General features: G+C 63.9%; 13 protein-coding genes. 9 read left to right on the top strand and 4 right to left on the bottom strand.

The window, feature by feature from the left end; genetic code table 11:
• Nucleotides 1–3 precede the first annotated feature (3 nt).
• The 4 genes from thiS to AB843_RS04415 are packed head-to-tail and all read left to right on the top strand — an operon-like array spanning nt 4 to nt 2320.
• Nucleotides 4–201, top strand: a complete 198-nt coding sequence (gene thiS, locus AB843_RS04430) for a sulfur carrier protein ThiS (RefSeq protein ID WP_048645593.1) — start codon at nt 4–6, stop codon at nt 199–201.
• Between the two features lie 3 nt (nt 202–204).
• Entirely contained in the window at nt 205–978 is a 774-nt protein-coding gene (locus AB843_RS04425; protein WP_048645592.1) for a thiazole synthase, read from the top strand.
• Nucleotides 975–1580, top strand: a complete 606-nt coding sequence (locus tag AB843_RS04420; protein ID WP_048645591.1) for a thiamine phosphate synthase — start codon at nt 975–977, stop codon at nt 1578–1580. Before AB843_RS04425 ends, AB843_RS04420 begins: the two co-directional genes overlap by 4 nt.
• Nucleotides 1550–2320: a hydroxymethylpyrimidine/phosphomethylpyrimidine kinase gene (locus AB843_RS04415; protein WP_244467891.1), complete on the top strand. Its 771-nt coding sequence runs from the start codon at nt 1550–1552 to the stop codon at nt 2318–2320. The genes AB843_RS04420 and AB843_RS04415 overlap by 31 nt, the downstream gene beginning before the upstream one ends.
• 222 nt (nt 2321–2542) lie before the next feature.
• On the opposite strand, the gene AB843_RS04410 is transcribed toward AB843_RS04415, so the two are convergent.
• The 3 genes from AB843_RS04410 to AB843_RS04400 all read right to left on the bottom strand — a co-directional run bounded on the left by AB843_RS04410 (nt 2543) and on the right by AB843_RS04400 (nt 7757).
• Entirely contained in the window at nt 2543–2947 is a 405-nt protein-coding gene (locus tag AB843_RS04410) for a DUF4168 domain-containing protein (RefSeq protein WP_048645811.1), read from the bottom strand.
• 548 nt (nt 2948–3495) lie between these two features.
• Nucleotides 3496–6579, bottom strand: coding sequence for an efflux RND transporter permease subunit (locus AB843_RS04405; RefSeq protein ID WP_048645590.1), 3084 nt, complete (start codon nt 6577–6579; stop codon nt 3496–3498).
• The gene (locus AB843_RS04400; RefSeq protein WP_048645589.1) at nt 6576–7757 is read right to left on the bottom strand and encodes an efflux RND transporter periplasmic adaptor subunit; all 1182 of its coding nucleotides are present in this window, start codon (nt 7755–7757) and stop codon (nt 6576–6578) included. The genes AB843_RS04405 and AB843_RS04400 overlap by 4 nt, the downstream gene beginning before the upstream one ends.
• Nucleotides 7758–7927: 170 nt before the next feature.
• On the opposite strand from AB843_RS04400, the gene AB843_RS04395 reads away from it, so the two are divergent.
• Nucleotides 7928–8476, top strand: a complete 549-nt coding sequence (locus AB843_RS04395) for a TetR/AcrR family transcriptional regulator (RefSeq protein ID WP_048645810.1) — start codon at nt 7928–7930, stop codon at nt 8474–8476.
• Here the strand turns inward: AB843_RS04395 and AB843_RS04390 are convergent.
• Entirely contained in the window at nt 8456–9514 is a 1059-nt protein-coding gene (locus tag AB843_RS04390; protein WP_048645588.1) for a LacI family transcriptional regulator, read from the bottom strand. The two genes, AB843_RS04395 and AB843_RS04390, sit on opposite strands and share 21 nt — an antisense overlap.
• Nucleotides 9515–9762: 248 nt before the next feature.
• On the opposite strand from AB843_RS04390, the gene AB843_RS04385 reads away from it, so the two are divergent.
• From AB843_RS04385 to AB843_RS04370, 4 genes are all read left to right on the top strand, one after another.
• Complete coding sequence (locus tag AB843_RS04385; RefSeq protein WP_048645587.1) at nt 9763–11016, top strand: ABC transporter substrate-binding protein; 1254 nt, start codon at nt 9763–9765, stop codon at nt 11014–11016.
• Between the two features lie 89 nt (nt 11017–11105).
• The gene (locus AB843_RS04380) at nt 11106–11984 is read left to right on the top strand and encodes a carbohydrate ABC transporter permease (RefSeq protein WP_048645586.1); all 879 of its coding nucleotides are present in this window, start codon (nt 11106–11108) and stop codon (nt 11982–11984) included.
• Complete coding sequence (locus tag AB843_RS04375; RefSeq protein WP_048645585.1) at nt 11981–12868, top strand: carbohydrate ABC transporter permease; 888 nt, start codon at nt 11981–11983, stop codon at nt 12866–12868. The genes AB843_RS04380 and AB843_RS04375 overlap by 4 nt, the downstream gene beginning before the upstream one ends.
• A 3-nt stretch (nt 12869–12871) precedes the next feature.
• Complete coding sequence (locus AB843_RS04370) at nt 12872–13987, top strand: ABC transporter ATP-binding protein (protein WP_048645584.1); 1116 nt, start codon at nt 12872–12874, stop codon at nt 13985–13987.
• Nucleotides 13988–14034: the final 47 nt, after the last annotated feature.

Here is a 14034-nt window from a genome sequence, read left to right as displayed (position 1 = left end):
TCAATGAAGCTCACAATTAACGGCGAAGAGCACGCCGTCGACGCGCGGACGCTTGCCGCGCTTCTCGACGAACTCGACTACGATCCAAGCTTCCTCGCCACGGCGCTGAACGGCGACGTCGTGCCGGCCGGCGAGCGGGCCGCGTGCGGCCTGAGCGATGGCGACCGGATCGAAATCCTCGCGCCGATGCAGGGGGGCTGAACGATGCTCGAACTTTATGGCACGCAATTATCCTCGCGGCTGTTCCTCGGCACGGCGCAATATCCCTCGCCGGCCGTCATGGCCGATGCGGTGCGCGCGGCGGGCGTCGATCTCGTCACGGTCTCACTGCGTCGCGAAACCGCCGGCGGGCGCACCGGCGGACGGTTCTGGGAACTGATCAACGAACTGGGTGTGCGCGTCCTGCCCAACACGGCCGGCTGCCATTCGGTGAAGGAGGCGGTCACCACTGCGCATATGGCGCGCGAATTGTTCGGCACGGACTGGATCAAGCTCGAAGTGATCGGCCATCACGACACGTTGCAGCCGGATGTGTTCGGCCTCGTCGAGGCGGCGCGCATCCTGGCAAACGACGGTTTCAAGGTGTTCCCGTATACCACCGAGGATCTGACGGTGGGCGAGAGATTGCTGGAGGCGGGTTGCCAGGTGCTGATGCCCTGGTGCGCGCCCATCGGCTCGGCGCGGGGACCGGTCAATCCCGATGCGCTCAGTGCCTATCGGGCGCATTTCCCGGATATTCCCCTGGTGGTCGATGCGGGGCTTGGCCGGCCTTCGCATGCGGCGGCGGTCATGGAGCTGGGTTTCGACGCGGTGCTGCTCAACACGGCGGTGGCCAGGGCGGGCGATCCGGTTGCGATGGGGTCGGCGTTCGCCGAGGCGGTCAAGGCCGGCCGGCGCGGCTTTCTCGCCGGCCCGCTCGCGCCGCGCGACATGGCGGTGCCTTCGACGCCGGTCATCGGCAAGGCGGTGTTCGAATGACGCTCGATCCCTTCTATCTGATCGTCGACAGCACGGCGTGGATCGCCCGGCTGGTGCCGCTTGGCGTCAGGCTCGTGCAATTGCGCATCAAGGAGATGGACGCGGCGGCATTGCGCGAGGAGATCGTCGTGGCGAAGCGGATTTGCGCGGCGCATGGCTGCCAGCTCATCGTCAACGATCATTGGCGGCTCGCCATCGAGACGGGCTGCGACTTCGTCCATCTCGGCCAGGAGGATCTGGCGGAGGCCGATCTTGGCGCGATCCGCGCGGCGCGGCTGAAGCTGGGCATCAGCACGCATGACGAGGCGGAGCTGGCGACGGCGTTGGCGGCCAAGCCCGATTATGTGGCGCTCGGTCCTGTCTATCCGACCATTCTGAAGAAGATGACATGGGCGCCGCAGGGGCTCGCCCGGCTGGCCGATTGGAAGAAGCAGATCGGTGCCATGCCGCTGGTCGCCATCGGCGGGCTGAACCCGGAGCGGCTGCCGGGCGTGTTTGCGGCCGGCGCCGACAGTGCTGCCGTCGTCACCGACATCACGCTGAATGCCGACCCGGAAGCGCGCATGCGCCAATGGCTGGCAGCGACGGCGCAATGGCGCTGAACACGCCACATGTGCTGGTGGTCGCCGGTTCCGATTCCTCGGGCGGCGCGGGCATTGTGCGTGACATCGAAACGGTCGCGGCCTTCGGCCTGCGCGCCTGTCTTGCCGTGACGGCGGTGACGGTGCAGACGCACGCGGCGGCGACGCGGGTCGAGACATGCGCGGCCGGTCTGGTCGAGGAACAGATGCGCGCCGCACTCGAAGCCAACCGTGTTTCGGCGATCAAGATCGGCATGCTGGGCGAACGGGATGTCGTCGGATGCGTGGCATCCGTCCTTGCCGCGCATGGGTCGGTGCCGGCGGTGCTCGACCCGGTGATCGCCACCTCGTCAGGACGGCCGCTTCTGTCGGATGACGCGCTCGACCTGCTGCGTGGCGCGCTGATGCCGCTCTGCGCGCTCCTCACCCCCAATCTGCCCGAGCTGGCGATCCTCGCCGAAGGTCCTCCAGCGCATGATGAAGCAGAAATCCACGCCCAGGCAAGGCAGCTTCTGGACGCCGGCGCGCCGGCAATCCTGGTCAAGGGCGGGCACGGGCTGGGCCGGCGTGCCGTCGATGTTCTCATCCGGGCGGATGAAGCTCCACTGCGTTTCGAAGGCCCGCGCCTGACGGGCACGATGCGCGGCACGGGCTGCATGCTTGCCAGCGCCATCGCCGCCGGATTGGCGCGCGGCAAAGGGCTCGAAGAGAGCATCAAGGCGGCGAAGACCCATGTCGCCGAGCGCTGGGACGGTGTTTGAAGATCAGGCGTTCCACATTCGACGGCCGCATCGTTGAAGATGCGGAGCCGCTCGCCCCGTCGGAGCGCGTGACAAGCCTGGCTTCCCGGATGATCTCGACATAATGAGCCGGCTGTGTCAGCTTGCGATTCGTGGCGGACCGTCTGGGCAACCGCGGGGCCGGCATTCAGGCAATGTCTTCACTTGGTGGAGGCGCCGGCCCAACCTTTGCGCAGGTTTCCGTCAGTTCTCCGGTTGTGCTGCCTGGCCGATCATGCCGTTGAGCTTCTGCGCCAGGGCCTCGTCGGTCTGCGCCGATTGGATGATCTGGTTGTATTCATCGACGGATATGCCGTTGGTCTGTGCCACGGCCTGCTCCATTTTCTGCGTTGCCTCAGTCTGGATCTTCTGCTTTTCGCCGTCCGACGGGGCTTCGCGGAAGCGCTGCGTGTATTGTTCCTTGACGTCACTGACAGCCAGGAAGGCGACGGTGAAAGCCTCCAGCTTCTGGTCGTCGAAGGTTTGTGATTGCGCTGCCGGAGGGGCTGCCGGTGCGGCATCCTGCGCAAAGACGGGAGCAATGAGCGCGGTGCCGAGTGCTACGCCGAGCACGGCGACAAGCTTGCGCGGGTTTTTGCGTAGAATCATCATGTTGTTCCTTTCACACCAATGTCACTAAGGCCCAAACCCGAAGCTATCCCGCGTGCAACCGACGCGAAGAATGTGGCGGAAAGGAATGCCGACCCGCAAATCAGCGATCAATTCGGGTTGCCTGGCAACATAAAAAATGACGTGGGATTGTGGGCATGCATGGCCTCCGGTGCCTGCGGGCATCGGGCCGGCCGCTATCCGATGAAGAGGTTCGTCCGCGGTTCATGCCGTATATCGACGGCTTGCCGGGCTTCGTGGCGATCGAGGACGGCAACGCGTTGCAGACCATCACGCTGCAGTCGAGGGCTGCAGGATTACGGCAGTCTGCGCAATGCGCAACCCCGACAAGCCAAGGCATCTCGGCAGTCTCACCCGTCACACGAGCATTTTGCAGTCAGGCGGAATCACCTGACGTCCGTATAAATGCAGAAAAGCAATGAGATAGAGCGAGGCAGCGTTTCCATGAAACGATGAACCGGTCTGAAAGCGCTGTAGCCGGCATTGATCAGGCCTCCGGCGTACCGGAGGCCTGGTCTCTTCCTGCGCTATTCGGCCGGCGTCGGCGGTGCCGCGCTCACCGGGTAATCGTCTTCCTCGTGTCGCATCTTCTCCTGCGAGATGAAGGTGTAGAACATCGGCACGACGAACAATGTGAAGCAGGTGCCGATGATCAGGCCGGTGAAGATGACGAGACCCATCGAGTGGCGGGCCGCGGCACCCGCGCCATCGGCCATGATCAGCGGCACGACGCCGAGCGACATGGCCGCCGTGGTCATCAGGATCGGCCTGAGGCGCACCTTTGCCGAGGCGATGATCGCTTCGAAGCGGTTCATCCCGTGTTCCTCACGCTGCTGGTTGGCGAACTCGACCATCAGGATACCATGCTTGGTGATCAGGCCGATCAGCGTGATCAGTCCGACCTGCGTGTAGATGTTCAGCGTCGACAGGCCGAGATTGAGCGGCAGCACCGCGCCGAAGATCGACAAGGGCACCGTCATCATGATGATCAGCGGATCGCGGAAGCTTTCGAACTGCGCCGCCAGGACCAGGTAGATGACGATCACGGCGAGCGCGAACGCGATCAGGATCGTGCTGCCCTGCTCCACCTCGAGGCGGGACTGGCCCGAATACTCGATGAAGAAGCCGTCCGGGATGGTGTTCCTGGCAATCTCCTCGACCACGGCGAGGCCGTCGCCCGTCGAGACGCCGGGCACGGGCAGCGCCGAGATGGTCGCCGAGTTGAGCTGGTTGAACTGCTCGATGGCGGCCGCCGTCACGCCGGTGGAGATCGTCACCACCGCCGACAGGGGCACCATTTCGCCGGTCGTGCTGCGGACGAAGAAATCGCCGAGCCGTTCCGGGTTCTCGCGATATTCTTCCGGCACCTGCATGATGATGTCGTAGCTGTTGGAATCACGATCGAACTGGGCAATCGCGCCACCGCCGACGAGCAGGCTGAGCGTCGTGCCGACATCGCTGATCGGCAGGTTCAGCGCGGCGGCGCGGTCGCGGTCGACGGTCACCACCACCTGCTGGGCATTGTAGGCCAGCGAGTTCTGCACGACGATGAAGCGGCCGGAAGCCTGCGCCTCTTCCTTGATCTTCTCGGCCACCTCGAAGACACGGGCAGCGTCGCTGGTCGACTGGATGACCAGCGAGATGGGCAAGCCGCCGCCGGCGCCAGGCAGCGAGGGCGGGGCGAAGACCAGCGCCTGCACGCCGGCCACCTTCGACAGCCGCGCCTGAATGTCCTGCTGGATCTCCTTTTGCGAACGGTCGCGATCGGCCCAGTCGTTGAACGCCCACAGCGCGATGCCCGAATTGGTCTGCCCGCCAAAGCCGACGATGGAGAAGTTGGCTTTCAGTTCCGGCAGGTCCTTGGTCAGTTCGCGCATCTGGTCGGTGTAGAGCTTGGTGTAGTCGCTCGTCGCGTAAGGAGGCGCCGTGATCAGCGAGAACAGCGCACCCTCGTCTTCCTCCGGTGCCAGCTCGCTCGACGTGTTCATGAACATGAAGCCCGTCAGGCCGATCAGCACGAGGACGATAAGCAGTGTCACTGGACGGTATTTCAGCGAGCCGCCAACCATGCGCTCATAGAAATTGGCCAGCCGGTCGAAGGTCCGGTCGACGAAGATCTGGAAGCGGCTGTGATTGCCCCGTTTCAGGATGCGCGCCGACATCATCGGTGTGATGGTCAGGGCGACGATACCGGAAATAACCACGGCTCCCGCCAGCGTCATGGCGAATTCGCGGAACAGCGAACCCGTCAACCCGCCGGTGAAGGCGAGCGGCGCGAACACGGCGGCCAGGGTGATCGTCATGGCGACGACGGGGCCGGTGATTTCCTTCATGCCGACAAAGGCTGCGCGCCGCGGCGTCAGACCTTCCTCGATGTGGCGGTGGATGTTCTCCACCACGACGATGGCGTCGTCGACCACCAGGCCGATGGCGAGCACCATGGCCAGCAGCGAAAGGAGGTTGATCGAATAACCGAGGGCGAACAGGACAAAACAGACGCCGATCAGCGACAGCGGGATCGTGACGATCGGCATCAGCACCGAACGGAACGAGCCGAGAAACAGGAGGATGATCACCACGACGATGGCGACCGCCTCGGCGATGGTCTTGAACACCTCGTCGATCGAGGCGCTGATGGATTCGGTGGCGTCATAGAGCATCTCGATGCTCATGCCCTCGGGCAGGCTTGCCTGGATCGTCGGCAGTTCCTCGGTGACGGCGCCGGCCACGTCGAGCGGGTTGGCCCCCGGGGTCGGGAAAACACCGATGAAGGTGCCTGGCTGGCCGTTGAAATTCACCACCATGTCGGTGCTTTCGGCGGCAAGCTCCACTTCGGCCACGTCACGCAGGCGCACCACATCGTCGCCTGTCGCCTTCAGCGGCAACGCGCCGAACGCCTCCGGTGTCTGCAGGGTCGACTGCATGGTGATGGCATAGGCGACATACTCGTTCTTCGTCTTGCCGGGAGCCGCGAGGAAGTTCGACGCCTTGATGCCGGCCAACACCTCGGCGGCCGTCAGCTTGCGCGCCGCGAGCCTGACCGGATCGATCCACACACGCATCGAATAGTTCGCCGCGCCGATGACCTGCACCTCGGCAACACCGGGAATGGTCGACATGCGCGGGCGGATGACACGCTCGATGTATTCGGTGAGCTGCTCGCCGGTCATGTTCGGGTTCTGCATCGCCAGATACATGGTGGCGAACTGCATGCCCGTGCCCTTGACGATGGTCGGGTCCTTGGCGTCGGCCGGCAGCTGGCTGCGCACTTGCTGCACCTTCGACATGACTTCGGTCAGCGCCACGTCCGGATTGGAGCCGAGCCGCATCTGCACGCTCACCGTGCTGGCCGAGGACCGGCTCTGCGAGGTGACATAGTCGACATTCTCCGTCGTCGCCACCGCCGCCGAGATCGGCGCGGTGATGAAGCCCTGGATCAGGTCGGCGCTGGCGCCCGGATAGATGGTGGTAACGGTGATGACCGTTTCCTCGACCTCCGGGTACTGGCGAACCTGCAGGTTGAACAGGCCCTGGAAACCGAGCAGAAGGATCAGCAGCGCCAGGACGGTCGACAGGACCGGCCGGCGGATGAAGATATCGGAGAAGCTCATTGGGCCGTCGCCTTGTCGGTCTCGGCATCCGCCTGTGTGGATGCGGGGTCCGGATTGCCCGGGTTGATCGTGTTGTCGATGGTCACCGGCGTGCCGTTCGACAGGCGGTTCTGGCCGGCCGTAATGACGATGTCGCCCGGCTCGATGCCCGAACGGATTTCCGCCTGGGCGCCGGAGCGGCGGCCGACCTGGACGAAGACCTGGCGGGCCTGCAATTTCTTCTCGCCTGCGCCGTCAGCCGTGTCCTTCGTCGCATCCTTGTCGCCTTCGGCTTCGCGCACGGCGAAGACGTAGTCGCCATAGAGGCTGGTGACGACCGCCGTCAGCGGCAGGGCGATAACGCCGTCTTCCTGCGGCAGGTCGACCTTGACGCGAACGAACTGGCCGGGCGTCAATTTGCCCTCGGGGTTGGAAATCTCGGCGCGCACCAAAACCAGCCGGCTCGACGGATCGACTTTCGGGTCGATGCCGATGATTTCGCCGTTGAACACATCGTCACCGTCGTTCAGCCACAGGCGCACGGGCTGGCCGATCTTCAAAAGGCCGAGCTGCTGCTCCGGCACGGTGAAGTCAGCGCGCATCGTCTCCAGGTCCTGCAGCGTCGCGACGATCGTGCCGGGCGACAGATATTGCCCCCTGTCGATGCGCGGAATGCCGATGGTGCCGTTGAATGGCGCGCGCAGCTGGCGCTGCTGCAGAAGGGCCTCCAGTTTCTGCACCTGGGCAGCGGAGGCGGAGGCGGCTGCCTCGGCGGTTTCAAGCGTGACGCCGGAGCCGACGCCGCGGCTGCGTAACTCGCGCGCCCGGTCGAGCGATTGCTGGTCGAGGGTTGCCTGGGTGCGCGATGCCTGCAGATCGGCCTGCTGCACCTTGTCGTCCAGTTGCAGGAGATTGTCGTTCTCCTTGACCTGCTGGTTGGCGGTGAAGCCAATTTCCGTGACGATACCGGTCGTCTCGACGGTCAGGTCGACGCCGCGAATGGCGTTGACGGTGCCGATCGCGTCGACGGACGGCGTCCAACTGCCGTCCTTGGCTTCGACCGTCGAGACGGCGACCGAGGGGACCGGCATGTTGGCGAAGAACTGCTGGATCGCCTGGTCGCGGAACATGTTGAAGCCGACTATGCCGCCTGCGACGACCGCAAGCAGAACGATGGCGATGAGTAGGCGCTTGATCATGTCGTAAGACCCCGGCAGCGTATCTGTATGGTGTTAGCTTAATCAGGAGTGGCGCAAATAGCGACATGGATTGCAAGACTCAAGAGGGCAGACCGCAGATAAGGCTTGCAAACCCTTGACGCGTTACTGTACCGTCTGGACGGTAATGTCAAGATGCCATGAGGATCGCCATGACAAAATCCCGTTCCGGCGCGCGCGACAAGATTCTGGAAGCCGCGGGCGAGATTGTCCGGGAGACGGGGGCAGGCAGCATGTCGCTCGACGCGGTGGCGGCGCGCGCCGGCGTCTCCAAGGGCGGCCTGCTTTATCATTTCTCCAGCAAATCGAAGCTTTTCGAGGCGCTTGTGGAGGAATTCCTGCGCCAGGAGGATGCTGATTTGCGCCAGCGCGAAGCGGCCAATGCCGGCGTCGTCAACGGTTCGGTCCAGGCCTATATCGACCTTTTTGTCGGTGAGCGGGCGCGCCGTCAGCCGCCGCCTTCCGGCCTTCTCGCCGCACTCGCCGAGGATCCGGAGTTTCTCAAGCCGGTTCAGCGGTTCGAGCGCGCTGTTCTCGACCGGATGAAGGCGGGCGCCAGCGATCCGGCCCTGGCTGTGATCACCCTGCTCGTCGTGCATGGAATCCGCGCCATGGAACTGCTGTCGATCAACGTCGTCGACGATGTCGAGACCGAAGAGGTCACGCAAGCGCTGCGCCGGCTACTGAGGGCGGACGCCTGACGCAGGTGCCGGCTGCATCGGCTGCTTGTGCGATTCCGCAAAGCGCGGCGCCGGCGCCTGCAGATGGCGCAGACCGGCGGGGTCTTCGCCGGCTATCCGGCGGATCAGAAGCTGGCCCAGCAATTCCCCCGCCTGGGCGATATCCTCATAAACGGCATCGACGCGCGGCCGGACCTCGTCATAAAGCCGCGACGTCTGCTTGACGACCAGATCGAGGTCCTCGCCGACGCAAAGCCCCTGGTCGCTGAGCGCCGCCATGATCGACAGGGCCGAGACCTCGCCGGCGCAGACGATGCCGTCGGGCGCCGCAGGTTCGCTGAGGCGCCAACGCAGCCAGGCGGAGAGATCAGTCGTGCTGCTGTCCAGATTGATGTCGCTGGGCAGTTCGCAGGCGACCCCCAACTCCCGCGCGGCAGCCAGAAACCCATCGCGCAGATGCTGATGAAAGGTGAAGCGGTCGGACGGCAGGATCAACGCCAGCCGTTTCCGGCCCTTGGCCACCAGCCGGCGCACCGCCAGGGAGGAGAACGCGGCATTGTCGTAGTCGACGAAGGGATGCGGGTCGGGCAGGTTGGTGCGGCCGTGCGAGATGAAGGGGAAGTCGTTCTCCAGAAGCAGTTCGACACGCGGATCGAAGGGCTCGGTTCTGGAGAAGACGACGCCATCGGCCATGCGGTTGCGCAGGATGTAGCGGATCGGTTCGATCGCCGGCGTTTCGGCGAAATGCGGTGTGATGACGAGATGATATTGCGTGTCCCGCAGCGCATGTGTCAGGCCGCGGATCATCGATGTCGAGAAGCCAAGAAGCTCGTCATGCGGATCGAGCACGAAGCTGATGACATTGGTGCGGCCGGTGCGCAGGTGCTGTGCCGCGCGGTCGGGCTGATAGCCGACCTCGCGCGCCACCTGCTGCACTCGCTGGCGGGTTTCGAGCGCGATCTGCGGCGCATCGAGAAGCGCGCGGGAAACGGTCGTCACGGCAAGGCCGGTCAGGTCGGCGATGGTGCGCAGGGTGGGCCGCTCCGAGGACGCCGCCATCTCATGTCCCTCGCGACGGGGCGGCGCTACGCGGCAACATGCCTAAATCGTCGATTTTGCACATTTCAATCGATACAAATTCGCTGCCCGACACCTGACGGCAGCATGCTTATGCGAGAAAATCCTTTGATAATCAACGCTTTGCCTCCTCGCCTTTCGCCGATGAGAATCTGATTGACCGCACCGGGATTTATAACGTTATAAATAGATAGATCGCGTGAGCAAGCGATCCCATTGGGAGGACTGTCATGATCATTCGCAAAATCGCCGCGCTCGCGGCGGGAGCAGCCATTCTATCTTTCACCGCCGGCAGTGCTGTGGCCGAGGACAATGTGGAGGTTCTGCATTGGTGGACCTCGGGCGGCGAGGCCGCGGCGCTTAACGTCCTGAAGGAAGATCTCGAATCGAAGGGCGTCACCTGGCAGGACATGCCGGTGGCCGGCGGCGGCGGTACGGAAGCCATGACGGTGCTGCGCGCCCGCGTCACGTCCGGCAACGCGCCGACCGCCGTGCAGATGCTCGGCTTCGACATTCTCGACTGGGCCCAGCAGGGTGTGGTCGCCAATCTGAACGACGTGGCCGACCAGGAAGGTTGGGGCGACGTGGTTCCGGCCGCCTTGCAGAATTTCTCGAAGTATGAAGGCAACTGGATCGCCTCGCCGGTCAACGTCCACTCCACCAATTGGGTGTGGATCAACAAGGCGGCCCTTGATGCGGCCGGCGGCAAGGCGCCGGAGACCTGGGACGAACTCGTCGCCGTCCTCGACAAGATGAAGGAGAACGGCATCACGCCGCTCGCCCATGGCGGCCAGCCCTGGCAGGACGCGACCGTCTTCGAGGCTGTCGTCCTGTCGCTCGGCAACGACTTCTACAAGGCGGCGCTGAATGACCTCGACCCCGAGGCGCTGGGCTCCGACAAGATGAAGGAAGCCTTCGACCGGATGGCGAAACTGCGCACCTATGTGGACGACAATTTCTCCGGCCGCGACTGGAACCTGGCCTCGGCCATGGTCATCGAAGGCACCGGCGGCATGCAGATGATGGGTGACTGGGCCAAGGGCGAGTTTCTCAAGGCCGACAAGAAGCCGGGCGAGGATTTCGTCTGCATACGCTTCCCCGGCACGCAGGGCTCGGTGACCTTCAACTCCGACCAGTTCGTCCTGTTCCAGGTTGGTGAGGACAAGCAGAAGGCGCAGAAGATGATGGCATCCGCCGTCATGGATCCGGTCTTCCAGTCGGCCTTCAACGTGGTCAAGGGCTCCGTGCCGGCGCGCACCGACGTGCCGAACGACGCGTTCGACGATTGCGGAAAGAAGGGCATGCAGGACCTGGCCGAGGCCAACACCAGCGGCTCGCTGTTCGGTTCCATGGCGCATGGCCATGGCGCGCCGGCCGCCGTCAAGAACGCGGTCAACGATGTCGTCACGCAGCATTTCAACGGTGAGCTGACCTCCGAGGAAGCCGTCGACGAGCTGAAGAACGCCATCGCCGCAGCGCAGTAGCACCGGGTCTGTCGGGCGGGGCAGAGCGCCTCGCCCGGCAGGCCAGAGAGGGGCATCGTGGCGCCACGACCTTCGATCGGACACCCCGCATGAACCGCAACCGCCTGCAGGACATCATCCCGCGCCTGGTGCTGAGCCCCAGCGTCGCGCTGATCGTGGTCTTCGTCTACGCCTTCATCGTCTATACCTTCTATCTGTCGATGACGGATTCGCGCATGCTGCCGTCCTACGGCTTCGTCGGCTTCGACAATTACGAAAAGCTGTGGGCCCTGCGCCATTGGTGGCGGGCGCTGAGCAATCTGGCGATCTTCGGTTCTCTATACATCGTCATCTGCTCGGTGCTCGGCCTGTTCCTGGCCATCCTGCTCGACCAGAAGATCCGCGGCGAAGGCTTTCTGCGGCCGATTTACCTGTACCCGATGGCGCTGTCCTTCATCGTCACGGGAACGGCATGGAAATGGTTCCTCGATCCCGGCATCGGCCTGGAAAACACCATGCATCAATGGGGCTGGACCGGCTTCGAATTCGCCTGGATCAAGGACCGCAACCTGGCGATCTACACGGTGGTGATCGCCGCCGTGTGGCAGTCCTCCGGTTTCGTCATGGCGATGTTCCTGGCCGGCCTGCGCGGCGTCGACGGCGAGATCATCAAGGCGGCGCAGATGGATGGCGCCTCGAACGTCACCATCTATCGCCGCATCATCATCCCCATGATGCGGCCCGTCTTCCTGTCGGCCTTCGTCGTCCTGGCGCATCTGGCAATCAAATCCTACGACCTGGTGGTGGCGCTGACCGGCGGCGGGCCGGGCCAGGCGACCGAGCTGCCGGCGACCTTCATGTATTCCTATACCTTCACCCGCAACCAGATGGGCATCGGCGCCTCATCGGCCATCATCATGCTGGTGATGATCTTCTCGATCATCATCCCCTATCTTTATTCCGAGCTCAGGCCGGGGAGGCAGCGATGAGCGCGAAGCCAATCCCCGTCGGCGCCGTCAGCGCCGGCAACAAGATGCTGCGCGTGCTGCTCTACGCGGTCCTGATCCTGTTTGCGCTCTATTATCTGCTGCCGCTCTACGTGATGACGGTGAACTCGGTGAAGCCGCTGGCCGAGATCCGCCAGGGCGACATGCTGTCCCTGCCCTCCGTGCTGACCTTCGAGCCGTGGGCCAAGGCCTGGTCGAGCGCCCAGATCGGCGTGCAGCCAACGGGGCTGAAGCCGTATTTCTTCAATTCCGTCCTGATGGTGGTGCCGGCGGTGGCGATCTCCACCATTCTCGGCGCGCTGAACGGCTACATCCTGACCAAATGGCGCTTCCGCGGCGACGATGTGATCTTCGGGCTGATCCTGCTCTCCTGTTTCATTCCGTTTCAGATCGCCCTGATCCCGGCGGCGCGCATTCTGGGTACGCTCGGGATCGCCGGGACGACGACGGGGCTCGTGATGATCCATGTGGTCTACGGTCTCGGTTTCACGACGCTGTTCTTCCGCAATTACTACGCCGCCTTTCCGACCGAGCTGGTGCGCGCGGCGCAGATCGACGGCGCCGGCTTCTTCCAGATCTTCCGCCGCATCCTGCTGCCGTCCTCTGCGCCGATCATCGTCGTCACGGTGATCTGGCAGTTCACCAACATCTGGAACGACTTCCTGTTTGGCGTTTCGTTTGGCGATTTCGATTCCCAGCCGATGACGGTGGCGTTGAACAATCTCGTTTCCTCGTCTGGCGGCGTGAAGGAGTACAACGTCCATTTCGCCGGGGCGATCCTCGCCGCATTGCCGACACTGATCGTCTACGTCGTCTCCGGACGTTATTTCGTGCGCGGCCTGATGGCCGGCGCCGTGAAGGGGTAACCCATGTCGTTTCTGAAGATCGAGAAACTGAAAAAATCCTTCGGCAAGGTCGATGTGCTGAAGGGCATCGACCTGGAGATAGAGGAAGGCGGCTTTCTGGTGCTGGTCGGCCCCTCGGGCTGCGGCAAGTCGACCCTGCTCAACACGATTGCCGGGCTTGAAGCCATCACCAGCGGCTCGATCAGCATCAACGGCAAGGTCGTCAACGACTTGCACCCCTCGCAGCGCGACATCGCCATGGTGTTCCAGTCCTACGCGCTCTACCCCAACATGACGGTGGCGCAGAACATCGGCTTCGGCATGGAGATCCGCGGTGTGGCGAAAGCCGAGCGCGATGCGGCGATTGCCAAGGTGGCCGAGACGCTGCAGATCGGCGCGCTGCTCGACCGCAAGCCGAGCCAGCTTTCCGGTGGCCAGCGCCAGCGCGTCGCCATGGGTCGGGCGCTGGTGCGCGACCCGCTGGTGTTCCTGTTCGACGAACCGTTATCCAATCTCGACGCCAAGCTGCGCGTCGACATGCGCACCGAGATCAAGCGCCTGCACCAGCGCATGGGGACGACCATCGTCTATGTGACGCACGACCAGATCGAGGCGATGACACTGGCCACCCGCATCGCCGTCCTGAAAGACGGGGTGCTGCAGCAATTCGGCACGCCGGCGGAGATCTACAACAAGCCGGCCAATCTGTTCGTCGCCGATTTCATGGGCTCACCGTCGATGAACCTCATCCCGGCCACCGTCGAAGTTGATGGCGGCAAGGTCGGCATTTCCATGCAGCGCGATGAAGGCCAGCCGCTGCTGCTGCCACTGGGCAACAGCGCCGGCGGCCTTGCCTCCCGGCACGGGCAGAAGGTGGTGTTCGGCATCAGGCCGGAGGCGCTGACCGACCTGGACAGCGCCGACCGCAACGCCACGCAGGTGAGCGAACTCGATTGCGAGATCGAGGTGATCGAGCCGGCTGGTTCCGACACGTTCGCCGTCACCCGTCTCGGGGGGCGCGAGATCGTCGCCCGACTGCGCGCCGACGCGCCGATCGCCGCCGGCCAGACGGCCCGTCTCGCCTTCAACCTCGACAAGGCGCTGCTGTTCGACCCCGAGACGCAGGAGCGCATTCTCTGAAAGGCAGGCTTTTCGGATGGCCGCGACAGGCGATTTACGGCCTGATC

The organism is Nitratireductor soli (assembly GCF_001050155.1).
GTDB lineage: Bacteria > Pseudomonadota > Alphaproteobacteria > Rhizobiales > Rhizobiaceae > Nitratireductor > Nitratireductor soli.
Note: the sequence above shows the minus strand (reverse complement) of the source record. Positions and strands in the feature narration are given on the sequence as shown.